20 protein-coding genes and 1 pseudogene are annotated in these 25,662 nt (G+C 68.8%); 10 read left to right on the plus strand and 11 right to left on the minus strand.

The features are described from left to right. Positions 1-72: 72 nt before the first annotated feature. Entirely contained in the window at positions 73-1,374 is a 1,302-nt protein-coding gene (gene gabT, locus LI953_RS02520; protein ID WP_227074438.1) for a 4-aminobutyrate--2-oxoglutarate transaminase, read from the minus strand. Between the two features lie 160 nt (positions 1,375-1,534). Between gabT and LI953_RS02525 the strand changes: the two genes are divergently transcribed. The 4 genes from LI953_RS02525 to LI953_RS02540 all read left to right on the plus strand — a co-directional run bounded on the left by LI953_RS02525 (position 1,535) and on the right by LI953_RS02540 (position 6,811). Then, complete coding sequence (locus LI953_RS02525; protein WP_227074440.1) at positions 1,535-3,007, plus strand: PLP-dependent aminotransferase family protein; 1,473 nt, start codon at positions 1,535-1,537, stop codon at positions 3,005-3,007. 186 nt (positions 3,008-3,193) lie between these two features. Continuing rightward, positions 3,194-3,940: a gamma-glutamyl-gamma-aminobutyrate hydrolase family protein gene (locus tag LI953_RS02530; RefSeq protein WP_227074442.1), complete on the plus strand. Its 747-nt coding sequence runs from the start codon at positions 3,194-3,196 to the stop codon at positions 3,938-3,940. Positions 3,941-3,966: 26 nt separating this feature from the next. Next, the gene (locus tag LI953_RS02535) at positions 3,967-5,394 is read left to right on the plus strand and encodes an aldehyde dehydrogenase family protein (RefSeq protein WP_227074443.1); all 1,428 of its coding nucleotides are present in this window, start codon (positions 3,967-3,969) and stop codon (positions 5,392-5,394) included. Between the two features lie 172 nt (positions 5,395-5,566). Further along, positions 5,567-6,811 (plus strand): benzoate/H(+) symporter BenE family transporter, encoded by a 1,245-nt coding sequence (locus LI953_RS02540; RefSeq protein ID WP_227074445.1) that lies wholly within the window; start codon positions 5,567-5,569, stop codon positions 6,809-6,811. 43 nt (positions 6,812-6,854) lie between these two features. Here the strand turns inward: LI953_RS02540 and smc are convergent, their stop codons facing one another. From smc to LI953_RS02555, 3 genes are read right to left on the minus strand one after another with little or no spacing between them, the layout of a single operon-like run. Continuing rightward, positions 6,855-10,385, minus strand: coding sequence for a chromosome segregation protein SMC (smc, locus tag LI953_RS02545; protein ID WP_227074447.1), 3,531 nt, complete (start codon positions 10,383-10,385; stop codon positions 6,855-6,857). Between the two features lie 6 nt (positions 10,386-10,391). Continuing rightward, complete coding sequence (locus LI953_RS02550) at positions 10,392-11,027, minus strand: thioredoxin domain-containing protein (RefSeq protein WP_227074448.1); 636 nt, start codon at positions 11,025-11,027, stop codon at positions 10,392-10,394. 60 nt (positions 11,028-11,087) lie between these two features. Then, on the minus strand, positions 11,088-11,570 hold the full coding sequence (locus tag LI953_RS02555) for a DUF721 domain-containing protein (RefSeq protein ID WP_227074450.1): 483 nt from the start codon (positions 11,568-11,570) through the stop codon (positions 11,088-11,090). 20 nt (positions 11,571-11,590) lie between these two features. Here LI953_RS02555 and LI953_RS02560 point away from each other — a divergent pair, with 20 nt between their 5' ends. Together LI953_RS02560 and LI953_RS02565 are read left to right on the plus strand one after the other, a co-directional pair. Next, complete coding sequence (locus tag LI953_RS02560) at positions 11,591-12,565, plus strand: A/G-specific adenine glycosylase (RefSeq protein WP_370635736.1); 975 nt, start codon at positions 11,591-11,593, stop codon at positions 12,563-12,565. Further along, positions 12,555-13,562: a dipeptidase gene (locus LI953_RS02565; protein WP_227074457.1), complete on the plus strand. Its 1,008-nt coding sequence runs from the start codon at positions 12,555-12,557 to the stop codon at positions 13,560-13,562. The genes LI953_RS02560 and LI953_RS02565 overlap by 11 nt, the downstream gene beginning before the upstream one ends. On the opposite strand, the gene LI953_RS02570 is transcribed toward LI953_RS02565, so the two are convergent. Further along, the gene (locus LI953_RS02570) at positions 13,559-13,897 is read right to left on the minus strand and encodes a hypothetical protein (protein WP_227074458.1); all 339 of its coding nucleotides are present in this window, start codon (positions 13,895-13,897) and stop codon (positions 13,559-13,561) included. The two genes, LI953_RS02565 and LI953_RS02570, sit on opposite strands and share 4 nt — an antisense overlap. A gap of 3 nt (positions 13,898-13,900) precedes the next feature. Next, positions 13,901-14,239: a YqjD family protein gene (locus LI953_RS02575; RefSeq protein ID WP_227074460.1), complete on the minus strand. Its 339-nt coding sequence runs from the start codon at positions 14,237-14,239 to the stop codon at positions 13,901-13,903. 157 nt (positions 14,240-14,396) lie between these two features. Here LI953_RS02575 and LI953_RS02580 point away from each other — a divergent pair, with 157 nt between their 5' ends. From LI953_RS02580 to LI953_RS02590, 3 genes are read left to right on the plus strand one after another with little or no spacing between them, the layout of a single operon-like run. Beyond that, entirely contained in the window at positions 14,397-15,398 is a 1,002-nt protein-coding gene (locus tag LI953_RS02580) for a S1C family serine protease (RefSeq protein ID WP_227074461.1), read from the plus strand. Positions 15,399-15,400: 2 nt separating this feature from the next. Continuing rightward, the gene (locus LI953_RS02585; protein ID WP_227074462.1) at positions 15,401-16,084 is read left to right on the plus strand and encodes a response regulator transcription factor; all 684 of its coding nucleotides are present in this window, start codon (positions 15,401-15,403) and stop codon (positions 16,082-16,084) included. 21 nt (positions 16,085-16,105) lie between these two features. Further along, positions 16,106-17,554, plus strand: a complete 1,449-nt coding sequence (locus tag LI953_RS02590) for a HAMP domain-containing sensor histidine kinase (RefSeq protein WP_227074463.1) — start codon at positions 16,106-16,108, stop codon at positions 17,552-17,554. A gap of 2 nt (positions 17,555-17,556) precedes the next feature. Here LI953_RS02590 and LI953_RS02595 read toward each other — a convergent pair whose 3' ends face one another. The 5 genes from LI953_RS02595 to dusB form a co-directional block, all read right to left on the minus strand. Beyond that, positions 17,557-18,954 (minus strand): sigma-54 dependent transcriptional regulator, encoded by a 1,398-nt coding sequence (locus LI953_RS02595; protein ID WP_227074464.1) that lies wholly within the window; start codon positions 18,952-18,954, stop codon positions 17,557-17,559. Continuing rightward, complete coding sequence (locus LI953_RS02600) at positions 18,951-21,113, minus strand: ATP-binding protein (RefSeq protein ID WP_370635748.1); 2,163 nt, start codon at positions 21,111-21,113, stop codon at positions 18,951-18,953. Before LI953_RS02600 ends, LI953_RS02595 begins: the two co-directional genes overlap by 4 nt. Positions 21,114-21,201: 88 nt before the next feature. Then, positions 21,202-22,662 carry a nitrogen regulation protein NR(I) gene (ntrC, locus tag LI953_RS02605; protein WP_227074555.1) on the minus strand — a complete coding sequence of 487 codons (1,461 nt, stop codon included), beginning with the start codon at positions 22,660-22,662 and terminating at the stop codon, positions 21,202-21,204. Positions 22,663-22,669: 7 nt separating this feature from the next. Next, entirely contained in the window at positions 22,670-23,806 is a 1,137-nt protein-coding gene (locus tag LI953_RS02610; protein ID WP_227074466.1) for a nitrogen regulation protein NR(II), read from the minus strand. Beyond that, positions 23,803-24,894: a tRNA dihydrouridine synthase DusB gene (dusB, locus tag LI953_RS02615; protein ID WP_227074467.1), complete on the minus strand. Its 1,092-nt coding sequence runs from the start codon at positions 24,892-24,894 to the stop codon at positions 23,803-23,805. The genes LI953_RS02610 and dusB overlap by 4 nt, the downstream gene beginning before the upstream one ends. A 115-nt stretch (positions 24,895-25,009) precedes the next feature. Here dusB and ispF point away from each other — a divergent pair. After that, positions 25,010-25,492, plus strand: a pseudogene (gene ispF, locus LI953_RS02620) (2-C-methyl-D-erythritol 2,4-cyclodiphosphate synthase); the annotation flags it as partial. Positions 25,493-25,662 lie beyond the last annotated feature (170 nt).

A 25,662-nucleotide genomic window follows, 5' to 3' on the forward strand; every position in this document is an offset into this window, starting at 1 on the left:
TTTGCGGCCTCCCGGTTTCTGTGTCCGGGATGAAAAACCCCGGGGCGGCGGGCGCCCCGGGGGTCGTCAGGCTCAGGCGTGCAGGATCGCCTGTTCCAGAATGTCCAGGCCTTCGGCGAAGACCTCGTCCTGGATGGTGAGCGGGTAGAGGAAGCGGATGATGTTGTAATACGCGCCGCAGGTGAGCAGGATCAGCCCATGCTTCTGCGCGTAGGTCTGCACTGCCTTGGCCATCTCCGGCGCGGGCTTGCCGTCCTTGATGAACTCCACCGCGACCATGCTGCCAGGGCCGCGCACATCGGCGATGGCGGGCACTTTGGCGCGCAGCGCGTTCAGCCGGGCCTTCAGCGTGTCGCCCAGCTTGGTGGCGCGGGCGGGCAGGTTTTCCTCGTCGATGATCTTCAGCACTTCCAGCGCCGCGGCCACGGCCAGCGGGTTGCCGGCATAGGTGCCGCCCAGGCCGCCCGGGGCGGGGGCGTCCATCAGCTCGGCGCGGCCGGTGACACCGGCGATCGGCAGGCCCGCGCCGACCGACTTGGCGAAGGTGAACAGGTCGAACTCGACGCCGTGATAATGCTCGGAGGCGAAGAACTTGCCGGTGCGCGCCGCGCCGGCCTGCACTTCGTCGGAGATCAGCAGGATGCCATGCTCATCGGCCAGCTTGCGCAGGGCGTGGATGAATTCGGCCGGGGCCTGATAGAACCCGCCTTCGCCCTGCACGGGCTCGAAGATGAAGGCGGCGACGCGCTTGGGGTCGATGTCGCACTTGAACAGGCGCTGGATGCCGGCCATCGCGTCCTCGACGCTCACGCCATGCAGCGGGTTGGGGAAGGGGGCGTGGTAGACATCGGCCGGCATCGGGCCAAAATTCATCTTATAAGGCGCGACCTTGCCGGTGAGCGCCATGCCCATCAGGGTGCGGCCATGGAAGGCGGCGTCGAACGCGATGATGCCGGAGCGGCCAGTGGCGGCGCGGGCGATCTTCACGGCGTTTTCCACGGCCTCGGCGCCGGTGGTCACGAACATCGTCTTCTTCGCGAAATTGCCGGGGGCGCGGGCGGCCATCTTCTCGGCTAGCTCCACATAACCGGAATAAGGCACCACCTGGTAGCAGGTATGGGTGAACTTGGCGGCCTGCGCCTGCACGGCGGCGACAACGCGCGGGTTGGCGTGGCCGAGATTCAGCACGCCAATGCCGCCGGCGAAGTCGATGTAGCGATTGCCTTCGATGTCCCAGATCTCGGCGTTTTGCGCGCGGGCGGCATAGAAGCTCTCAAGCACGCCAACGCCGCGCGGCGTGGCGGCCAGGCGGCGGGCTTCCCAGGCGGCGTTGCTGCCGGCGGTCTGGGTTGGCGGGAAATCGGCGTTGGGCATGGGGACACTCCTTGGCATAGACATGGGGCGAAGACGGTGTGGCGGAACCACGCAGGCATGAACCCGGGGGCGCGTCACGCGCCTTGTACTTGGACAAATGCACAATACGCTCATGTGGCCCTGGCGGAAGGACCAGTTTGCGCTATTTTAGGGAGCCACTATGACCACCATCGCCCTCTCTGACTGGCTCCTGGCCCGCATCAATCGCGACGAGGCCACCCCGCTGCACCGGCAATTGCACGAGGCGCTGCTCGCCGCCGTGCTCGAGGGGCAGTTGCCGGCCGGGCGCAAGCTGCCCTCCAGCCGGTTGCTGGCGCGCGAGCTGGGCGTGGCGCGCAACACGGTGATCGATGTTTATGAAACCCTGGGCGCGCAGGGCTGCCTGGAGACGCGCCATGGCAGCGGCACCTTCGTCGCCGATCTCTCCGCCGAGCGCATCGCCCCGCCCGGCCCGGCGCCGCAGCCCGTGGCCGCGCCCCTGGCGCCGCGGCTCTCCGTCCGCGGCGAGGCGGTGGTCAAGGGCGCGCGGGTGTTTCCCCGGCAATGGGGGGCGTTCATGCCCGGCGTGCCAGATGTCACCGAGTTTCCCACCCGTGTCTGGGCCCGGCTGCATAACCGGCACTGGAACCGCGCGCCGCCCGAGCGCCTGAGCTACGCCCCGGCCGGCGGGCTGCCCGCTTTGCGCGTGGCCCTGGCCGAGCATCTGCGCACCGCGCGCGGGGTGCGCTGCGAGCCGGAACAGATCGTCATCACCACCGGCATCCACCAATCCATCGACCTCACCGCCCGGCTGCTCACCGACCCAGGCGATACCGTCTGGCTGGAAGACCCGTGCTATTGGGGGCTGCGGCATAGTCTGCAATCGCTGGGACTGAAGCTGCGCCCGGTGCCGGTGGATGCCGAGGGGCTGAACTGGTCCGGCACGCGCGGGGCGGCGCCGCGTTTCATCGTCGCCACCCCCTCGCACCAATATCCGCTGGGCATGGTGATGACCCTGCCGCGCCGCCAAGCCCTGCTGGAGCAGGCGCGCGCGCATGGCAGCTGGATCGTCGAGGATGATTATGACAGCGAGTTCCGTTACGGCACGCGGCCCATCACCAGCTTGCAAGGGCTCGATCGCGACGGGCTGGTGATCTATGTCGGCAGTTTGAGCAAGACGTTGTTCCCCGGTTTGCGGATGGGCTACATCGTGGCACCGCCGAGCCTCGCCGCCGCCTTTGCCGAGGGCGTGGCCGAGCTCTACCGCGAGGGCCAGTTGCAGCAGCAGGCGATGCTGGCCGATTTCATCGCCGAGGGGCATTTCGCCGCGCATATCAGGCGCATGCGCGGGCTCTATAGCCGCCGCCGCCAAGCGCTGCTGGAGGCGATCCACGCCGAGTTCGGCGAGAGCCTGCCGGTGATGGGCGATAATGCCGGGCTTCACCTCGTCCTCAGCCTGCCGGGGCTGGATGATCGCGCCATCGCCCAGGCGGCGGTGGAGGCGGGCGTCGCCACCCGGCCCTTGAGCAGTTATTATCACGGCCATGGCGACGGGCTGAGTGGGCTGCTGCTCGGCTATGCCTGCGTCAGGGAGGAGGCGATCGCCCCGGCCTTCGCCACGCTGGCCCGGGTGCTGCGGCGCTTCGGGGCGTGAGGCGGTTTAATCCTCTCTATTAATATTTTAATCACGATGCTGGGTGGTTGTTGAAATCTCCCCCCGGAATGCGGCAATCTGCTTCACGTGCGGCCCGCTGGCGGGCGTGCCCGTCGTCCCGGCGTTTATTTTTTTGACCGGATGATGGGGTGCGCCGCCGAATGCCGCGCCTGTGGGAGAGGAAGCATGAACAAGACGCGCCGGCCCGTGATCGGGCTGATCACCGATATGCGGGAGTTGGGCGGGATGCCCTTTCAGGTGCTGGGCGATAAATACGCGCAGGCCGTGTCGGAATTCTCCGGGGCGCTGCCGCTGGCGATCCTGAGCGAGCGCGGCGGCAACCATATCGGCGAGCTGGTCGAGACTTTCGACGGTTTCCTGTTCACCGGCAGCCCGTCCAATATCCGCCCCTGGCGCTATGGCCAGACGGGCGAGGGCGCCGGGCCGTTTGATGACGCGCGCGACGAATTATCCCTGCCGCTGATCCGCGCGGCGCTGGCGGCGCGGGTGCCCTGCCTGTGCATCTGCCGCGGCCTGCAGGAGCTGAACGTGGCGCATGGCGGCACGCTGCATGTGGAGCTGCCGGAGGGCGACGCGCATCACTCGCCCGAGGATGCGCCCTATGAAGACCGCTACGCCCCGCTGCATGAGGTGCATCTGGCCCCCGGCTCGCCGCTCGCGCCGCTGTTCGGGGCGGAGCGTTTCGCCGTGAACTCGCTGCATTATCAGGCGCTGGCGAAGATCGGCGAGGGGCTGGACGTGCAAGGCACCGCGCCGGATGGCGTGCCCGAGGTGGTGACGGTGCCGGGCCAGGATTTCGCCGTGGGCGTGCAGTGGCATCCGGAATACCGCCCGGACCTGCACCCGCAAAACCGCGCCTTGTTCCAGGGCTTCGGTGAGGCGGCGCGCCGCCGCCGCCAAGCCCGGGGCTGAAGCCATCAATAGTTTAGGAGAGGTCAATGTCGCATAATCTGCAATTCTATATCGACGGCGCGTGGGTGGACCCGGTGGCCCCGCGCGTGATCGACGTCATCAACCCGGCCACCGAGGCACCCTTCACCCAGATCGCGATCGGCACCGCGGCCGATGTCGACCGTGCCGTGGCCGCCGCGCGCCGCGCCTTTGAGAGCTTCAGCCAGACCACGCGCGGCGAGCGCCTGGCCCTGCTCAAGCGCATCCAGGAGGTTTACGCCAAGCGCTATAACGACCTCGCCGAGGCGATCCGCCTGGAGATGGGCGCGCCGGTGACGCTGGCCACCAAGTCGCAAGCCGCGATCGGCGCCGGGCATATCGCGCAGATCATCAAGGTGCTCGAGGAGTTCGAGTTCGATGAGATGCGCGGCGGCACGCTGATCACGCGCGAGCCGATCGGCGTGGTCGGCATGATCACCCCGTGGAACTGGCCGATGAACCAGATCACCTGCAAGGTCTGTCCGGCTCTGGCGGCGGGCTGCACCATGGTGCTCAAGCCCTCCGAGATCGCGCCGATCGACGCCGTGATCTTCGCCGAGATCATGCATGAGGCGGGCGTGCCCAAGGGCGTGTTCAACATGGTGCAGGGCATGGGCGCGGATGTCGGCGCCGCCATCTCCGCGCATCCGGATATCGACATGGTCTCCTTCACCGGTTCCACCCGCGCGGGCGTGCTGATCTCCAAGGCGGCCTCGGAGACGGTGAAGAAAGTGCATCTTGAACTCGGCGGCAAATCGCCGAACATACTGCTCGACGACGCCGATATCGCGAACGCCGTGGCCTCGGGCGTGGTCGATGTGATGCAGAACACCGGCCAGTCCTGCAACGCGCCGACGCGCATGTTCGTGCCGCGCCAGTTCCGTGACAGCGCCATCGCCGCCGCCAAGACCGCGGCGGACGCGATCACCGTCGGCGACCCCGCCAGCCCGGATATCTATATGGGGCCGGTGATCAGCGATCTGCAGTTCAACAAGATCCAGGACATGATCCAATCCGGCATCGACGAGGGCGCGACCCTGGTGGCCGGCGGCACGGGCCGTCCGCCCGGGCTGAATGTGGGCTATTACGTCCGCCCCACCGTGTTCGCCGATGTGACGCCCGAGATGCGTATCGCCCGCGAGGAGATCTTCGGCCCGGTGCTGTCGATGATGTTCTACGACACCGAGGAGGACGCGGTGCGCATGGCCAATGACACGGTGTACGGCCTCGCCGGCTACATCCAGTCCGGCAGCCATGAGCGCGCGCAAAAAGTGGCGCGGCGGCTGCGCGCGGGCACGATCTACATCAACAACCCCAAGGGCGATCTCAACGCGCCATTCGGCGGCTACAAGCAATCCGGCAACGGGCGCGAATGGGGCGTGTGGGGGCTGGAGGAGTTCCTCGAAATCAAGGGCGTGGTCGGCTACGGCCAATAAGCCGCGCCATCCCCCGGAAAGGGCCGCCGCGTGCGGCCCTTTTTTCTTGCCCGGCGGCGCGACACCTCACGGGTATCAAACCATACTGAAAATGTATGGGATTTTTGCTTGCTTGCCGGCTTTTGGGCTGCAATCCTGTCCCTAACATCGGTGGAAAATCTTAGGGGGAGTTTTGTTTCTTTCACGCATTGAGCGCCCGGCGGCCCCGCCGCCTGGCCTAGCCCAGCTACGGGCCGATTTTGGCGCCACTTATGTCGCGCATGGCTTCATCGGCTGGCTGTTCGCGGCCACCGGCCCGGTGGCGATCATCCTCACCGTCGGCCTGCATGGCGGCTTGAACGAGGCTGAACTGTCTTCATGGATCTTCGGCGTGTTCTTCGTGAACGGGCTGATCACCACGCTGTTCTCCTGGATCTACAGCCGGCCGCTGGCGTTTTTCTGGACGATCCCCGGCACCGTGCTGGTCGGCCCGGCGCTGGGGCATCTCAGCTTTCCCGAGGTGATCGGCGCGTTTTACGCCACCGGCCTGCTCACCATCCTGCTCGGCGCCACGGGCTGGGTGAAGCGGCTGATGCAGGCCATGCCGCTGCCGATCGTGATGGGCATGGTGGCGGGCGTGTTCCTGCGCTTCGGGCTGGACCTCGTGCATGCCGTGCGCAACGATATTCTGCTCGCCGGGCCGATGGTCGCGGCCTGGATCTTCCTCACCGCCTTCCGCCGGATCGGTGAGTACATCCCGCCGATCATCGGCGCGCTGGTCACGGGCGGTGTTGCCGCCATGCTGCTGGGGCGGTTCGATCTGTCGGGGCTCTCCGGCTTCACCCTGGCGCATCCGGTGTTCCAGCAGCCCGCGTGGTCCTGGCCCGCGATGGTGGAGCTTGTGATCCCGCTCGCCATCACCGTGCTGGTGGTGCAGAACGGCCAGGGTTTCGCCGTGCTCAAGGCCGCCGGGCATGAGGCGCCGGTGGATGCCGTGACCTTCGCCTGCGGCATCGGCGCGGTGGCGAGCGCGGCGGTGGGCGCGGTGAGCACCTGCCTCGCCGGGCCGACCAATGCGATTCTCGTCTCCACCGGCGAGCCGCGCCGCCATTACACGGCGGGCATCACAACGGGGCTGCTCTCCATCGGCTTCGGCCTGCTGGCGCCGGGCTTCACCCGCTTCATGCTGGCGGCGCCGAAATCCTTCATCGCCACGCTGGCCGGATTGGCGATGCTGCGCGTGCTGCAAAACTCCTTCGTCGCCGCGTTCAAGACGCGCTTCACCCTGGGCGCGCTGGTCACCTTCCTGGTCACCGTCTCCGATATCAGCCTGTTCAATATCGGCGCGGCGTTTTGGGGGCTGATCGCGGGGGTGGTGGTGTCTTGGCTGCTGGAACAGCCGGATTTCCAGGCGCTGATCGCCGAGCAGCGCGGCTGACGCCTAATGATAAGAGGCCGCCCCGCGATGGGCGGCCTTTTTGCTATTCGGCGGCCATTTTCGGGCTGGGGTCCACCATCTCCACGGCGCGGTGGAAATCCACCGAGAGCAGGCGCGACACGCCGCGCTCCTGCATGGTCACGCCATAGAGCCGGTCCATGCGCGCCATGGTGAGGTGATGGTGGGTGACGACCAGGAAGCGCGTGCCGGTGTCGCGCACCATATCCTCCAGCAGCGAGCAGAAGCGGTCCACATTGGCGTCGTCCAGCGGTGCGTCCACCTCGTCCAGCACCGAGATCGGGGCCGGGTTGCATTTAAACACGGCGAAGATCAGCGACAGCGCGGTGAGCGCCTGCTCGCCGCCCGAGAGCAGCGACAGGGTGGAGAGCTTCTTGCCCGGCGGCTGGGCGTAGATTTCCAGCCCGGCCTCCAGCGGGTCCTCCGACCCGACCAGCGCCAGATGCGCCTTGCCGCCGTTGAACATGCGGGCGAACAGCTCCTGAAAATGCTTATCCACCTCGTTGAACACGGCGGAGAGGCGCTCGCGCCCCTCGCGGTTGAGGTGACCGATGGAGCCGCGCAGCTTGGCAATGGCGGAGGTGATCTCGGCGCGCTCTTTCTCGATGGTGGCGATCGCCTCCTCGGCCTCGCCCACCTCGATCTCGGCGCGCAGATTCACCGGCCCCATCTCCTCGCGCTCGCGCGCCAGGCGCTCCCAGCGCTTGCGGGCTTTGTCCTCGGTCTCCGGGCTGAGCTCCTCGGGCGGTTCCGGCAAGGTGGGGCTGGCGCCGAGGCGTTCCAGGATGCGCTCGGCCACCGTGCCCCACGCATGGTTGGCGGCGGTGATGTTGCCTTCCTCGCGGGCGCGGGCTTCGCGCGCGGCGGAGAGCGCGGCCTCGGCGGCGCGGGCGGTGCGGCTGGCGGTTTCGGCGGCGGTCTGCGCGCTATGCAGGGCGGCGGCGTTGCGCTTGTGCTCGGCCTCGGCGGCGGTCAGGCTCTCACGCGCCTCGCGCTTGGCGCTGGCGGCGGCCTCGGGCGCGGCGGCCAGGGCGGCGATGCTGGTCTCTGCCTCCGCCAACCGGGCGGCGAGGTCGGTGAGCCGGTCCTTGGCGTCGCGCCCGCGCTCGGCCCAATCGGCCATCTCGCGCGTCAGCGATGTCAGGCGGAGCTGGCGCTGCGCCTCGGCGGCTTTCAGCGCCGCGAATTTGCCGCGCGCGGCGGCTTCTTCCTGCCGCGCCTGGGCCATGGCGGCGCGGGCCTTGTCCACGGCGGCGCGGGCGGCGGTTACGTCCGGCAGGCCGGCGGCGCTCTCCTGCGCGGCGCGCAGGGCGGCGGCGGCCTCGGCGGCCTCGGCGGCGGCCTGGTCGCGCTGGGTTTGGGCGGCGGCGGCGCGGCTGGCCCCGCGCTCATGCTCGGCGGTCAGGCGGATGGCCTCGTTGCGCGCCTTGTCGAAGCGGATCTCGGCCTGGCGGCGGGCCTCGCGCGCGGCGGCCTCGGCGGCGCGGCGGGCTTCGCGCAGTTTCGCTTCATTGGCGCGGGCCTCGCGCTCGGCGGCTTCGGCGGCCTGGCGCTGTTCGCGCGCGGCGGCGGCGGCGGCGCGCGTGGCGTCGCGCTCACGCTCCAGCGCCGCCAGACGGTTGCGCTGCTTCAGCCGCACCGCGGCCTCCGAGGCCGCGCCTGCCCGCACCGTGTAGCCATCCCAGCGCCACACCGCGCCCTCGCGCGAGACCAGGATCTGTCCTGGCGTCAGGCTGGCCTGATGTGCCTCGCCATCCGCGTCCTGGGGCAGCAGCAGGATATGGCTGAGCGCGCGGGTGAGCTGCTCTGGCCCTTGCACCAGCCGGTCGAAGCTGGGTAGCGCGGTCTCCGGCGCGGGCAAATCGGGCAGCTTGCGCCAATGGCGCGGGGCGGCATTGTCGGCGGAGGCGGAAAGCTCCTCGCGCAGCGCGGCGCCGAGGGCGGCTTCCAGCCCCGGCGGCACGCTGATCTGGTCGAGGATCGGCGCGCTCTCGCGCCCGAATTTTTGCGCCAGCAGGGCGGCCAGGGCGTCGTATTCGGTGGCGATCTTGGTCGCCGCCGATTCGGCGCCGGCGGTCTGGGTGCGGGCGGCGGCCAGGGCGGCCTCGGCGGCGGCGCGGGCGGCGGCGGCTTCCTCCTCGGCCTGGGCGCGCGCGGCCTCGGCGGCGGTCACCGCCTCGCGGGCGGCGGCCAGCGCGGTTTCCGCCTCGGCGCGCTCGGCCTCGGCGGCCTGCACCCGCTCGGCCGGAATCAGTGTGGCGGCGAGTTTCTGATACTCCGTCTCGGTCTCGGCGGCGCGCAGGGCCTGGCGGCGGGCGCGCGACTCGGCTTCGCTCAGGGCGCGGCGGGCGGCCTCGGCCTCGGCGGCGATGCGCGCGGCGTCCTCGGTGGCGCGGTTGGTCTCGGCCTCGGCGGCGCGCAGCGCCTCCAGCGCCCCGGCCTCGGCCTCGCCCGCCTCGTCCAGCGCGGCGGGGGCAGCTTCGGCTTCGGCGGTCAGGCGCTGCTGCTCCTCGCGCAGCCGCGCGGCGGCGGCCTCGGCGTCTGTCACCAGCTTGGCGGCGTGGGCGTGGTCGCGGCTCAGCGTGTCCAGGCGGGATTTTGCCTCGGCCAGCGCGGCGCGGGCGCGGCTCTCGGCCTCCTCCATCTGCTCGGCGGCGATGCGCGCGCGTTCCAGCGCCGTGCGGGCCGCGGCCTCGGCCTCGCGCAGCGGCGGCAGCGCGGTTCCGGCCTCGGCGGCGCGGGCTTCGGCGGCCTGCGCCTCGGCGGCGGCTTCGGCCACCTGCGCCTCGGCGGCGGCGAAGGCGGCCTCGGCCTGTTCGCGCGCGCGCACGGCCAGCGCGCTCTGGATCGCCAGCAGCTCGGCCTCGGCCTGGCGGATATTGCCGGAGAGATTTTTGTAGCGCGTGGCCTGCCGCGCCTGCTTCTTCAGTTCGGCCAGCCGCGCCTCGACCTGGCCTTTCAGATCATCCGCGCGCAGCAGATTCTGCTCGGCGGCTTTCAGCTTCAGTTCGGCCTCGTGCCGGCGCGCATGCAGCCCGGTGATCCCCGCCGCCTCCTCAAGCAGCGCGCGCCGCTCATCGGGCCGGGCGTTGACCAGCGCGCTCACCCGCCCCTGGCTGACCATGGCCGAGGCGCGCGCGCCGGAGGCGAGGTCGGCGAACAGGGTCTGCACGTCGCGGGCGCGGGCCTCCTTGCCGTTGACGCGGTAGGAGGAGCCGCTGCCGCGCTCGATCTTGCGCGAGACTTCAAGGTCGGGTGCCTCGTGGAAGGGCGGCGGGGCGAGGCCCAGAGTGTCCTCCAGCGTCAGCGTCACCTCGGCCAGATTGCGCGCCGTCCGCCCGGCCGTGCCGGCGAAGATCACGTCCTCCATTTCATTGCCGCGCATGTTGCGGGCATTGGCCTCGCCCATCGCCCAGCGCAGCGCCTCGATGACATTGGATTTGCCGCACCCGTTGGGCCCGACCACGCCGGTGAGGCCGGGCAGAATCTCCACCGTCGTGGGGTCGGCGAAGCTCTTGAAACCGGCGATGCGCAGGCGGGCAAAACGGGCGGGCATCTAGCGTCAGCCCTTGGCGGCCTGGGCCACGGTGGCGGCGAAATCGTCGTACGCCATGGCGCCGGGATAGGTTTTGCCGTTGATGATGAAGGTGGGGGTGGCGTTGATGTTGTACATCTTCTCCGCCTCCTGCTGCCCGTTCAGGATGAACTGGGCGAGCTTGTCGTCGTTCCAGGCGGTCTCGTAGGTGGCTTTGTCCATGCCCGCGAGCGCGGCGTATTTGAAGATCGAGGCGTGATAATCCTCGCCCGGCTGGAAGGCCCAGTCATTCTGGCTGGAAAACAGCGCCTCAATGAACGGGTAATATTCCTCGGCCGGCAAATAGCGCGCCACCTGCGCCGCCTTCAGCGCCACCTGATCGAGCGGGAAGTCGTGATAGATGATCTGCAGCTTGCCGGTATCGACCAGCGCCGGCTTCACCTTGGGCATCGTCACCGTGGCGAACTCGGCGCAATGCGTGCAGGTGAGGGAGAAATATTCATGCGCGGTGACCGGCGCCTTGGGCGAGCCGATGGAGCGCTGCGTGTACGGGGTGGAGGCGGGCTTGGCCGGCGCCGTGGGCGAATCGGCGGTGGCGGCCAGGGCGGGGGTGGCAAGGGTGGCACCCACTAGGGATAGTGCTGAGCGGCGGGTAATCTGCATGTTTTCTCCTATATCTGGTGTAGCCGGGTTTGCGTCTCGGAGTCGAATCAGGAATCGCGGTTATCCACGGGTTTTTAGGCCGCGATAGAGTTTGGCCAGGGCCGCGCCCAGCTCGCCCTCGGGCAGGCCGGGCGGCGGCGGCATGTCGCGCGGCGCGGCGCGGCGCGGGGCGGCGGCGGGCAGGCGCGGCGATTGCTGCACGAAGCGCAGGCGCTCGACGCTGGCATGGCCGAGCGCGAGGTTGAGCCGCGCGACGATCTGCGACTCGAGCATCTGCAATTCCATCGCGGTGGGGCCGGTGCAGCCCAGGGTGAGCGTGCCGCCCGCGAATTTCACCGGCACGGCGCGGCTGGCCAGCTCGGGCCCGGCGAGTTGCGGCCAGTCGGCCAGGAGCTGCGCGGCGGCTGGGGCGCGGCGGCGGAACACCGGGCGCGTGAGCGGCGCGATGAGCGCGGCGATGCCGCGCGGCGCGAAGTTGCGCACCGGCTCCGCCGGGGGCACAATTGGTGTCTGTGCGACCCGCTTCTTTCTCTCCGCCGGCACGGCCACTCCTTTCCTGGTATGTGCAACACCGCCGCCACTTACCCTGGCGCGCCGCCCCGGGCGAGGCGGCAGACCCTTATCACGTCTGGCTCTCCGAGATCATGCTGCAACAGACCGTGGTGGCCACGGTGCGCCCCTATTACGCCAAATTTCTGGCCGCGTATCCGCGCATCGAGGATCTGGCGGCGGCCAGCGTGGAGGAGGTGTGCGGGCATTGGGCCGGGCTTGGCTACTACGCGCGGGCGCGCAACCTGCACAAATGCGCGCAGGCGGTGGCGGCGCTGGGCGGGTTTCCGCGCAGTGTCGAGGGGCTGCGGGCGTTGCCGGGCATCGGCCCCTACACGGCCAATGCGGTGGGGGCGATCGCCTTTGGCCTGCCGGCGTTGCCGGTGGACGGCAATGTGGAGCGCGTGGCGGCGCGCATCTTCGCCATCGCCACGCCGCTGCCCGCGGGCAAGGCCGAAATCGCCGCCGCCGCTCAGGGCTTCATTGCCGACCAGGATGCCCAGGCCGCGCCGGGGGATTTCGCGCAGGCGCTGTTCGACCTCGGTGCCACCATCTGCACGCCGAAATCGCCCGATTGCCCGGCCTGCCCGTGGCGGGCGCATTGCCGCGCCCATGCCCAGGGCGTGGCGGCGAGCCTGCCCGCGCGGGCGAAAAAACCCGCGCGGCCGCGCCGCACCGGCACCGCCTATGTGCTGCTCGACGCCGCCGATAACGTGCTGCTGCTGCGCCGCCCGCCTACCGGGCTGCTCGGCGGCATGCTGGCGCTGCCCGAGTCGCCGCCCCTGCGCGCCGCCTGGCGGGAGGCAGGCGCGGTGGAGCATGTGTTCACCCATTTCAGCCTCACCCTGAGCGTGCTGGCCGCGCGCCGGGCGGCGCTGCCGCGCGGGGCGCTGATGGCCCCTGCCGCCACGGCGCAACTGCCCAGCGTGATGCGCAAGGCGCTTGACGCCGGGTGCCGGGCGCTCAACCTTGGAGACGATGATGAGTGATCCGCATGATGGCATCCTGGCCATCGATACGCATGTCGATATCCCCTGGCCGCCCGGCCTCTCGGTGTTCGAGGATGGGCCGCGCTGCGTCGATCTGCCGAAGATGCGCCGGGGCCGCATCGCCGCCACCTGTTTCGTCGCCTACGTGCCGCAGGGGCCGCGCGATGCCGCCGGGCACCAAGCCGCCACCGCCCGCGCCCGCGCCATGCTGGACGAGATCGCCGCCATGGCCCCGGCCGATGGCTCGGGTGGGGTGCTGGCGCCCAGCGCCGCCGCCATCGAGGCCGCTTATCAAGCAGGCCGGCCCGGCATCGTCCCGGTCATTGAGAATGGCTATGCGGTCGGCACCGATCTTGCCAATCTCGATGAATTCGCCGCGCGCGGGGTGCGCTACATCACGCTCACCCATAACGGCCATAACGCCATTGGTGACGCCGCGATCCCGCTGCCGAGCCTGGATGACCCGCCAGCACTCTATGGCGGGCTCTCTGATTTCGGGCAGGCGGTGGTGGCGCGGATGAACGCGCTCGGCATTCTCGTGGATATTTCGCACACCGCGAAAACCACGATGCTGCAGGCGGTGGCGCGCTCGCGCGTGCCGGTCTTCGCCTCGCATTCCTGCGTGCGGGCGCTGTGCGAGCACAAGCGCAACCTCGATGACGAGCAGCTCGACGCGCTCGGCGCCACCGGCGGGCTGGTGCAGATCACCATCGTCTCCAACTTCCTGCGCCCGAAGGCGCGGACGCAGGATGTGTCGGTCGCCGACATTGCCGACCATGTCGATTACGTGGTCAACCGCATCGGCATCGACCATGTCGGCATCGGCACAGATTTCGACGGCGGCGGCGAGGTGCGGGATTTCCGCAACGCCGCCGAGGCTCCGGCGCTCACCGCCGAGCTGGCAAGGCGCGGCTATGGCCATGCCGAGCTGCAAAAGATCTGGGGCGGCAATTTCCTGCGTCTGCTGCGCCAGGCTGAGACCTTCGCCGCCGGTTAAGCCTCTTTTTTCGGCTTGCGCCGCGCGGTGAGCAGGCCCTCCAGCGCCAAGCCGGCGGCGACCATGGCGAGATCGGCCAGCGGGCTGGGCTCGGGTTGGCGCGGGCGGCGCAGCAGCAGCGCCCCGCTCAACCCGGTCAGGGCCGCCAGCAGCAGCAACGCCCCGCCGGTGATGGCCGCGCCCGCCGCCGAGCCAACCGCCTGGGCCAGCCAGAGATAGAGCCCGGCGATGAGAAACCCGAGCGCGGTGAGCACCAGGGCGAGCGCGATGGTGGCGCACGCGCCCCAGAGCGCGGCATTGCGGGCCATGCGGCCGGCGCAGCGTGTCAGGCCCATGCGCTAGCGCCGCCCCAGCAGGCGCGCGGCCAGCAGACCGATGCCGAAGGCGACTGCGACGCTGGTTAGCGGGCGGGCGCAGACCTCATGCTCCAGCCGTGTCACCGCGTCCCGGCCCGTATCCTTCAGCTTTCCGGCCAGTTCCTCCAGGTCGTCCTCCAACGACTCGACGCGGGAGGTGAGGCCCGCATTGTGCAGATAGGCGTTGATGCGCTCCATCGCCTCATGCGCGTTGCCGCTCAGCCGCTCCTTGGCTCCGGCCAGCTCGGCGCGGAGATGCTCGAATTCCCGCTTGAGAAACTCGACATCGACGGTTTCAGTCTTGTTGTCCGACTCGCTCATGCTCCGGCCTCCTGTGGCAAGGTTCATGTCCGTGCCGCAAATATATAAGCAATCCGGCGCGGTTCGGCTATGATGACGGCAAAAGCCGCGCTGGCGCGCGATGAGTGGCGGAGGAGGCAGGCGGAGCGGTATGCGGAGCAGGACGAGGCGGGACGGAATGATGGCGGCTCTGGCCGTGGCGATGGCGGCGCCCTGCGCCTGGGGCGATGTGCCGTTTCCTGGCACGCCGAACTCGCTGGCGCCGCTGGTGGCCTCGGTGGCGCCTTGCGTGGTCGGCATCGCCGTCACCGAGGCGCCGGGCCAGTCCACCGCCCCGGCCAAGCCCGCGGGCGCGCATCAGCCGCCGATCACCGAGGCTGCCGGCTCGGGCTTCATCATCAGCCCCGACGGCATGATCGTCACCAACGACCATGTGATCGCGGGCGCGGCGCACATCACCGTCACCCTGGATGACGGCACGCGTTACACCGCGCGGCTGGTGGGGGCGGATGATCTCACTGATATTGCTGTCATTAAAATCTCGTCATCTTCGCCGTTGCACCCGGCCCGCTGGGGCGATTCCGCCCAGATGCGGGTGGGCGATTGGGTGCTGGCCGCCGGTAATCCCTTCGCATTAGGCAATTCGTTCACGCTCGGCATCGTTTCGGCCGAGGGGCGCGATGTCGGTGACGGGCCATTCACCCATTTCCTGCAGCTCGATGCGCCGATCAACCCCGGCAATTCGGGTGGTCCGTCTTTTGACATGGCGGGGCGGGTGATCGGCATAAATTCAGCAATCGTCTCGCCTTCCGGCGGGTCGGTGGGGGTGGCTTTCGCCATTCCCAGCAATAGCGCGGCGCCAGTGGTGGCGGCGCTGATCGCGCATGGCGCGGTGGCGCGCGGCTGGCTCGGCGTGTCGGTGGGTGATGCCGCGAGCGGGGCGGCGGGGGCGGTGATCAACGGCGTTGAGCCGGGCGGACCGGCGGATGAGGCTGGATTGCAGCCGGGCGATATGGTTGTATCAGTTAACAATCAGGTCATCTCCGACGCCGCCGACTTGACGCGTGACATTGCCTCGACGCCGCCGGGCGGTAAGGTGCAGCTTAAGGTTAATTCTAACGGTCACCTGTCCCATGTGCAGGTCGTGGTCGGCCGCCGGCCGGCCCAGCTTGGAGAATAGCGATGCGTATACTCGTCGTTGAGGACGACAAAGACGTTGCCGCGTTTGTGATCAAGGGGTTGCGCGAGGCCGGCCATGCCGTGGAGGCCGCCGATAACGGGCGCGACGGTTTGTTCCTGGCGGCGTCCGAGAATTTCGACGCGATCATCCTCGACCGCATGTTACCGGGCGGCATCGATGGTCTGCGCTTGCTCGAAACGTTGCGGGCGCAAGACAATACCACGCCTGTCGTGTTCCTCTCGGCGCTGACCCAGGTGGATGACCGCGTGCGCGGCTTAAAGGCGGGGGGCGATGACTACCTGACCAAGCCCTTCGCCTTCGCCGAGCTGCTCGCGCGGGTGGAGGCGCTCGCCCGGCGCGGCAAGGGCGACGGCCCGGCGACGAGGCTGGCGGTGGGCGATCTGGAGATGGATCTGCTCTCGCGCAGCGTCCGCCGGGGCGCGCAGAAGATCGAGCTGCAGCCGCGCGAGTTCCGTCTGCTGGAGTATCTGATGCGCCATGCCGGCCAGGTGGTCACCCGCACCATGCTGCTGGAAGGCGTGTGGGATTACCATTTCGACCCGCAGACCAACGTGATCGACGTGCATATCTCGCGCCTGCGCCAGAAGATCGACAAGCCCTTCGAACAGCAATTGCTGCACACGGTGCGCAACGCCGGCTACATGCTGCGCGCCGAGGAGGCGTAAGCCCGGAGCCGCGCCCGCCGCATGGACAGCACCCCGCCCCTGACGCCGGAGCTGCGCCCCCAGCCGGAGACGGCCCGGGCGGAGGCGCACATCCGGCCGCGCGGGCTGAAGCTGATCCGCTCCGCGGGCATCCGCTTCGCTCTCGCCTACGGTGTTGTGTTCGCGCTGGCGGCCTTCGTGCTCGCCGTCTCGGTCTGGCGCTCCACCTCCACCCTGCTGGAGCGGCAGGTGCAGAGCTCCATCACCGACGATATTTCGCTGCTGATCGAACATGACCAGTTCGGCGGCGCGGCTTCGGTGGTGGCGGCGCTGCAGCAACGCTTGGCCTCGCCGCAGGATGCCGACCGCATCTACCTGTTCATGGATACCACCGGAACCCGGCTGGCCGGCAATCTCGACCAATGGCCGGCCGGGCTGTCGCAGATGCAAACCTGGTATTGGCTGCCGGTGCGCCGCGATGGCGAGCCCTCCACCGCGCTGCTGCGCGCCACAACGCTGCCAAGCGGCGGCACGCTGCTGGTGGGGCGCGATGTGCGCGCCCTGACCGGGCTGCGCGACATGCTGCGCGACGCCATGATCGGCACCGCCAGCCTGATCCTGGTGCTGGGCGTGCTCAGCGTGCTGCTGATCCGCGCCCAGTTCCGCGGGGTGATCCGCGATATCTCCGGCACCACCCGCGCCATCGCCCAGGGCGATCTCTCGCGCCGCGTGCCGCGCACCGGCAAGGGGGACGAGTTCGACGAGCTGGCCGGGCTGATCAACGACATGCTGGACCGCATCTCCCGGCTAATGGACGGGGTGCGCCAGGTCTCCAATGCGATCGCGCATGATCTGCGCACGCCCATCACCCGCGCCCGCGCCCGGCTTGAGGATGTCGCCGCCCATGCCGACGTGCCGGAGCCGGTGCAGACCGCGATCGACCGCGCAACCCAGGATCTGGACGGCATCGTGCGCGTGTTCGAGGCGTTGCTGCGCATTGCCGAGATCGAGGCCGGGGCGCGCCGGGCGGCGTTTGTCACGGTCGATCTCTCGCCGATGCTGCGCGATATGGACGAACTCTACCACGCCGTGGCCGAGGAGCGCGGGTTGCAACTTCACGCCGCCATCTCCAGCCCGTTGCCCGTGTTCGGCGACCGCGAGCTGGTACAGCAGGCGGTGGCGAATCTGCTCGATAACGCGCTGAAATTCTCGGCCCCCGAGGCGGTGATCCGGCTCTCGGCGCTGCTGCGTGATGGGGTGGTGGAGATCACCGTGGCCGATCACGGCCCCGGCATTGCCCCGGCTGACCGCGCCCGCGCCACCGAGCGCTTCTTCCGCGCCGAGGCCGCGCGCAACACATCAGGCTCCGGGCTGGGGCTGGCGTTGGTGGCAGCGGTGGCGCAGCTGCATAACGGCACGCTGCACTTGCTCGACAATAATCCCGGCCTATGCGCCGTGATCAGCATCCCGGCGCAGCTGCCGCCGGGCTGAGCTTACGCCCCGGGCTTATCCTCGGCGCCGATGCCGAGCTGCTTGAGCTTGCGGTGCAGGGCGCTGCGCTCCATGCCGACGAAATTGGCCGTGCGCGAGATATTGCCGCCGAAGCGCAAAAGCTGCGCCTGTAAATATTGGGTCTCGAACACGTCCCGCGCCTCGCGCAGCGGCAAGGCCAGCACATCCGCCTCCGGGTCGATGGCCAGGGCCTGCGGCGCGTGGGAGGAGAGTTCGGTCGGCAGCTGCTCGGCATGGAACAGCTCGCCCGGCTCGCCGGAGCGCATGATCATTAGCCAATCCATGATGTTGCGCAGCTGGCGGACATTGCCCGGCCAGTCATGCGCCTGCAGCGCGGCCACGGCGTCGGAGGCGAGATGGCGTTGCGGCAGGCCCGAGACCTCGGCGGCGTGTTTGAGGAAGCACTCGGCCAGGGCGGGGATGTCCTCGCGCCGCTCCTTGAGCGAGGGCACGCGCAGCGGCACCACGGCGAGGCGGTAATACAGATCCTCGCGGAAGCGCCCGGCGGCGATCTCGGCTTGCAGATCCTTCGCCGTGGTCGCCAGCACGCGGATATCGACCTTGACCCGGCTCGCCCCGCCCACGCGCTCGAAGCTCTGCTCCTGCAGCACGCGCGCGATCTTGCCCTGGGTTTCCAGCGGCAATTCGGAGACCTCGTCGAGCAGCAGCGTGCCGCCATGGGCGCGCTCAAGCACCCCTGGTTTGCGCGGCGCGCCCGGCCCCTCGGCCCCTGGCTCCATGCCGAACAGCTCGATCTCAAACCGCTCGGGCGCCAGGATCGCGCAGTTCAGCGCCACGAACGGCCCGTCGGCGCGGCGCGAGCGGGCGTGGATCATGCGCGCCACTGTCTCCTTGCCGGCGCCGGGCGGGCCGGAAACGAGCACGCGCGAGCCGGTGGGGGCAACCTTGTCGATGGCCGCGCGCAGGGCGGCGATGCCGTGGCTGTCGCCGATCAGGTTGGTCTCGCCGTCATAACGCAGGCGCCGCAGCTCCTCGTTCTCCTGGGTCAGCTTCGCCGCTTCCAGCGCGCGCTTGACCACCAGCAGCAGCCGGTCGGAGTTGAACGGTTTCTCGATAAAATCATAGGCGCCGCGCTGAATGGCGGCGACCGCGGTCTCGATCGTGCCGTGGCCGGAGAACATCACCACCGGCACGCGCGGCACCTCCTGGTGCAGCGCCTCCAGAATGCCGATGCCGTCCAGCTTCGAGCCTTGCAGCCAGACATCGAGGATCACCAGATTGGGGCGGCGCGCGCGGTAGGCGGCGAGCGCCTCGTCGGAATTCCCGGCGCTGCGGGCCTCGTAGCCTTCGTCGCGCAGAATCGCTTCGACCAGCATGCGGATATCCGGCTCGTCATCCACGATCAGAATTTCGGTCATTCCGCGGGCAACTCCCTCACATCTTGTTCAGCCGTTGTTTCGTTGAGCGCCGGCAGGCTCAGGGACACTTCGGCCCCCACCCCGCCGGGCGCGGGTTTCAGTTCCAGCCGCCCGCCATGGTCCTCCATGATCTTGGCGACGATGGCAAGACCGAGCCCGGTGCCTTTGGGCTTGTGCGTCACATAAGGTTCGATCAGCCGGGCGCGGTCGGTCTCCGGCAGGCCGATGCCGTCATCGGTCACGCTCAGCACGGCCATGCCGCCCTGCGCCGCCAGCCGCAGCGCGACATGCTTCGCCCCGTCGCGCATCGCTACCGCATCCGCCGCGTTTTGCAGAAGGTTGGTCAGCGCCTGGCCCAGCAACCGGCGGTCGCACACGGCGCGCAAGGGGGCGTCGATGCTCACCTCCCACTCGATTTGCGGATGCGCGACTCGTTGCAGCACCATCGCCTCACGGGCAATGCGCTCCAGCGATTCGGGGCGCATCACCGGCGCGGGCATGCGCGCGAAGGAGGAGAACTCGTCCACCATGCGCCCGATATCACCGACATGGCGCACGATGGTCTCGGCGCATTGGGTGAAGCTTTCGGGGTCGGAGGTGATCTCCTTGGCGAAGCGGCGCTTGAGCCGCTCGGCGGAGAGCTGGATCGGGGTGAGCGGGTTCTTGATCTCATGCGCGATCCGCCGGGCGACATCGGCCCAGGCCGCCTTGCGTTGCGCCGCCATCAACTCCGTCACGTCGTCAAAGGTCACGATAAACCCATCCGGCACCCCAGAATTCATCTCCGCGCCCAGGCGCACGAGCAGCACACGCTTATGCATGGCCAGCCCATGCTCCACCTGCGCCGTTGCCGGGCGCTCGGGGGCCGCCATCACGGCCGCGATCAGGGGGGCGAATTCGGGCACCACATCGGCCAGATTTTGGCCAATCCGGGGCAGCAGGTCGATGCGCAGCAATTCCGAGGCGGCGCGGTTGGGCAGTTCGACGCGGCCGGTCTTGTCTAGCCCGATCACCCCGGCGGAGACGCCGTCGAGCACGGTCTCGGTGAAGCGGCGGCGCTCGTCGAGCTGGTTGTTCACGTCCAGCAGCTCGTTGCGCTGGGCGGCGAGCTGCGCGGTCATGCGGTTGAAGGCGCGCGACAGCCCTGCCACCTCGTCGCCGGTCGCGGTCTCGGGCACGCGCACGGCGAGATCGCCGCCGCGCACCCTTTCGGCGGCGCGGATCAGGCGGCCAATCGGCTTGGCGATCTGGTTGGCGATAACCAGGCCGAAACCGATCAGCGCCGAGAGCACCAGCAGCGACAGAATGGCGATGATGAGCGCGAAGGAGACCTCGAGCCCGGCGCGGTTCTTCGACAAACGCTGATATTCGGCCACGGCCTGCTTGGTCTTGGCCACATGGTCGAGGATCGCCGGGTCGGTCGGCTTCTCGATCATCAGCATCATCGGCGGGGTCATGTCGAGCTTGACCACGGCCTGCTCCACCGTGCTGCCCGGGGGGCTGACCACCGGCACCTGACCGGTATTGGCCATGGCGATGATGCGCGTATCCGGCACCGTGGCCGCCATGCCCGCGAACAGCCCGGCGGAGGCAACGATCTCGCCATTCAGCGGCTCGAAGATCACCGCCTGGGTGAGGCCGCGCGCGGTCGCCTGGGTGACGAGGTAGGAGGCGAATTCGTTGGGATTGCCGAAGAACACCGCCCCGCCCTGGGAAAGGTCGTTGGCCATGGCCAGGGCGTCGAGCCGGATGTCGTTCTCATGCTCGGTCAGATAGCCCTGGGCGACCTGGTTGCTCTCGTCCAGCGCCGTTTGCACACGCTGGTTGAACCAGGCCTGGATGCCGAAATTGAAGAACACGATGGCGAACACCGCCACCATGATCGCCGGCACCGCGGCCACGCCGCCGAACAGAAACACCAGGCGCACATGCAGCCGCGCCCCGGCGGCGCCGCGCCGGTGTTCGAGCATCACGCGCGTGATGCGTCCGGCGAGCACGATGATGAGCAGCAGCAGCGCCGCGAAATCGGCGATGATCATCCCCACCGCCACTCCCGAATGCACCGACAGCTTGACCCGCCCGGCCAGGACGCCGAACGAGGCCAAGCTGAGCAGCAGCGCCGAGGAGGCGACCAGCAGCGTGGCCACGCGCCCGAGCATCAGGTCCACGACATAGGCCCAGCCCGAGCGCGGCGGGGTGTCGGCGCCATCGGGCAGCAGCGGCAGATCTTGCGGCACGGCCAGCCCTTTACCCGACCCGGCGCTGCACGCCGATGCCGTGTTCACGGATCTTCTTGCGCAGCGTGTTGCGGTTGAGCCCGAGCAGGGCAGCGGCGCGGATCTGGTTGCCGCGGGTCTCGGCCAGGGTCATGCGGAGCAGCGGGCGCTCCAGCTCGGCCAAGGCGCGGTCATACAACACCCCCTCCTCGCCGGATTCGCGGATCGTGGCGAGCAGCCGGGCGATATGGCGCTCGACCACGGCGGCCATGCTGTCGGCCTCCTCGGGCGAGGCGGCGGCGGGCGCGGGGTCCTCGGCCACCTCGTGTTCGGCCAGCTCGGCGGCGATGATCTCGGCGGTGATTACCGGCTGCGGCACCAGCGCGGCCAGGCGGCGGATCAGGTTTTCCAGCTCACGCACATTGCCCGGCCAGCGATAGGACGAGAGCAGCGCCATCGCCGCGGGGTCGATGGTTTTCGCCGGCAGCCCCTCGGCCTGCGCCTTGTTGAGGAAATGCTGCGCCAGCACGGGGATGTCGTCGGGCCGCTCGCGCAGGGGCGGCAGGCGGATGGGGACCACGTTGAGCCGGTAGAACAGATCCTCGCGGAACTGGCCGGAGCGGATCAGCGCGCGCAGGTCGCGGTGGGTGGCGGCGATGATGCGGGCATTGGCGCGGATCGGCTGGCGGCCGCCGACGGTGGTGTATTCGCCCTCCTGCAACACGCGCAGCAGGCGGGTCTGCGCCTCGGGCGGCATGTCGCCGATCTCGTCGAGGAACAGCGTGCCCCCGGCGGCCTGCTCGAAGCGCCCGACATGGCGGTTGGTGGCCCCGGTGAAGGCGCCGCGCTCATGCCCGAACAGTTCCGATTCGATCAGCTCGCGCGGGATGGCGGCCATGTTGATGGCCACGAACGGGCCGCTGCGGCGGCGTCCGTAATCGTGCAGGGCGCGCGCCACCAGTTCCTTGCCCGCGCCGGATTCGCCGTTGATCATCACGGTGAGGTCGGTGGTCGTGAGCCGGGCGATGACGCGGTAGATCTCCTGCATCGCCGGGCTGCGCCCGATCAGCGGCAGCGCCTCGTCCTCCGCTGGTTCCGCCGCCTTGGCCTGGGCCGTGAGCGACACGGGCTGCTTCAGCGCGCGGTCAACCGCGGCCAGCAAATCGGCGAGGTCGAACGGCTTGGGCAGATACTCGAAGGCGCCGCGCTGGGTGGCCTGCACGGCGGTGGTGAGCGTGCTCTGCGCGCTCATCACGATCACCGGCAGCTCGGGGCGCACGCGCCGGATGCGCGGGATCAGATCGAGCCCGTTCTCGTCGGGCATGATGACGTCGGTGATGACGACATCGCCCTCGCCATCCTCCACCCAGCGCCAGAGCGTGGCGGCGGAGGAGGTGGCGCGCACCTGATACCCGGCGCGGCCCAGCGCCTGGGTGAGCACGGTGCGGATCGAGCGGTCGTCATCGGCGATGAGGATGGTCGGCAGGGTCATGATGCGGTCAGGCGCTTTCGTTCGGGTCTTCATACACCGGCAGGTGGATGCGGAATTCGGTGCGGCCGGGGCGGCTATCGACATCGATCAGCCCGCCATGGTCGGCGACGATCTTGGCCACCAGCGCCAGCCCCAGCCCCGAGCCGGCCGCCTTGGTGGAGACGAAAGGCTCGAACAGATGCCGGCGGATATCCTCGGGGATACCGGGGCCGTTATCGCGCACGGCGACGAAGATCGGCAAATTGGGCCGCGCCCGCCCGGCCGAGGCGGAGAGCCGCACGCCATGCTGGAAACCGGTGGTGAGGTGGATTTCGCCATCCTGGCGGTCCGCCCCGGCAATCGCCTCGGCGGCGTTTTTAACTAGGTTGAGCAGCACCTGGATGAGCTGGTCGCGGTTGCCGAGCACATGCGGCAGCGAGGGGTCGTAAGTCTCGACGAATTTGACGCTGCTGGCAAAGCCGCTGCTGGCCAGTTTGCGCACATGCTCCAGCACGCGGTGGATGTTCACCCCGTGATGCTCCAGCTTCTTCTCGCCGAAGGTCTCCATGCGCTCGACCATGGCGCGGATGCGGTCGGCCTCGTCGCGGATCAGCACGGCCAGCTCGCGGTCGGCGGGGGGCACGCTCATTTCCAGCAGCTGCGCCGCGCCGCGGATGCCCGAGAGCGGGTTTTTCACCTCATGCGCTAGGATCGCCGCCATGCCGGTGAGGCTGCGCGCCGCGTTGCGGGCCGAAATCTGCTGGTTCAGCGCGAGGGCGGCGGATTCGTCCTGCAAGGTGAGGACGATGTGGTCCGGCTGGTCGACCATCGGCGCCGCCTGCACCGAGCAGCCGCGCCGGGTGAGGCGCGGGCCTTCCAGCACCAGATTATGCTCGGCGATGCTCACCCCGGCGCGGCGGGCGCGCTCCAGCAGCAGGAAGACCGGGTGGTCGACTGGCAGGATGGTGCTGAGCGGGGTGCGCAGCAGCAGCGCCTTGGAGGCGCCGAAGAATTCCTCGGCCGCGTAATTAACGGCGAGGAAGCTGTCGGCCTCGTCCAGCACCACCACGGCGAGGGGCAGGGTTTCCAGGATTTGCGCCGGATCGATGGGCGCGGGGACGGCCGGCCGTTTGACCAATCCGAGCGCCTTGCCCAGACGGTTCATGCGGCGCGGGCTTCCGGAGCACTCTCGCCTGGCCCGCCGGCGGGGGGCATTTCATCCTGGCGGACGAAGCCCTGCGCGATCAGCGGGTCGTAGAATTCGTCGATCAGCGCCTCCACCGCGGCGCCATTATCCAGCCGGTTCATCTGCGCGCGAAAGGCGGCGGAGCCGCGCAGCCCGTGGCTGTACCAGGCGACATGCTTGCGCGCGAGGCGCACGCCGCCGGTCTCGCCAAAATGCGCGCGGATGGCGCGGTAATGGCGCAGCAGGATCTGTTTTTGCTCGGCCAGGCTGGGGGCCGGGGTGATCTGGCCGGTGGTGAGATAATCGATCACCTGTTGCAGAAACCAGGGGCGGCCGTAGGAGCCGCGGCCGATCATCACGCCATCGGCGCCGGAGCGGCGCAGCGCCTCCTCGGCTTTATATATAGTGGTGATGTCGCCGTTCACGATCACCGGCAGCTTCACCGCCGCCTTCACCTCGCGCACGAAATCCCAGTTGGCGACACCTTCGTAGAATTGCTGGCGGGTGCGCCCATGCACCGTGACCAGGGTGATGCCCGAGTCCTCCGCGATGCGCGCGAGCCGGGGGGCGTTCAGGCTGTTATGGTCCCAGCCCATGCGCATCTTCAGCGTCACCGGTACGTCCACGGCGCGGACGGTGGCTTCCAGGATCTTGCCCGCCAGCACCTCGTCGCGCATCAGCGACGACCCGGCCATCTGCCCGATCGCCACTTTTTTCACCGGGCAGCCGAAATTGATGTCAACCAGATCCGCGCCCAGCCCGACGGCGATCTTTGCCGCCTCGGCCATCGCCGCCGGCTCGCAGCCCGCGAGCTGCACCGAGGACGGGCCGCCTCCGGCCACCACCTCGGCCATGCGCAGCGTGTTGCGGTTTTCGCGCACCATCGCCCAGGAGGCGATCATCTCCGAGACCACCAGCCCGGCTCCCATCTCCTTCACCAGGGCGCGGAAGGGCAGGTCCGTCACCCCCGAGAGCGGGGCGAGGATGACCGGATGCGGCAGGGTCACCTGCCGGGCGCCGGAGCCGAGCGTGACCGGTTTGATCTGAGGCGGGGTGGAATTGCTCATGATTTGTGCAAATTACCTGCCGCCGCGCCGGCTTGCAATCTCTTAGCGGCAGGGGAGGTTGACCATTCGCCGCCAGCCCGTACATCTCGGGGCGGCAAGACATGGAGCGACACGCATGATCCCCCGCATCGGCACTGGTTTTGATGTTCACGCGATGGCGGAAAACCGCGAGATGATCATCTGCGGGGTGAAAATCCCCTATGAAAAGGGGCTGGCCGGGCATTCCGACGCCGATGTCGGCATCCATGCGCTGTGTGACGCGATTTATGGCGCGTTGGCCGAGGGCGATATCGGGCGGCATTTCCCGCCCTCGGAGAATACCTGGAAGGACGCGGATTCTGCCCGGTTCCTGCGCCACGCGGCGGGGCGGATCGCCGCGCGCGGCGGCAAGCTGGCCAATGCCGACATCACCATCATCTGCGAGCGCCCGAAGATCGGCCCGCATGCCGAGGCCATGCGCGAGCGCTTGGCCGAGCTGATGGGCGTCGAGATCGGGCAGGTCTCGGTGAAGGCGACAACCACGGAAAAGCTGGGATTCACCGGCCGCGGCGAGGGAATTGCGGCGCAGGCTTCCGTAATCGTGATGTTGCCGACCTAAGATGCTGAAGCATCGTGCATCTTTGGGGGGAGGCGCGAAAAGCTTATGAAAAAAATTACAGGATGCCTGCAATTTTTCATCGCTGCGCTGCGAAATAAGCTCTGTCACAGGAACGGAGGTCTGACGTATATAATGGGGCATAGGATGAGTTATCTCTCCTATTTTCTTGG

Origin of the sequence: Acidocella sp. KAb 2-4, assembly GCF_020567705.1 — a bacterium.
Lineage (GTDB): Bacteria > Pseudomonadota > Alphaproteobacteria > Acetobacterales > Acetobacteraceae > Acidocella.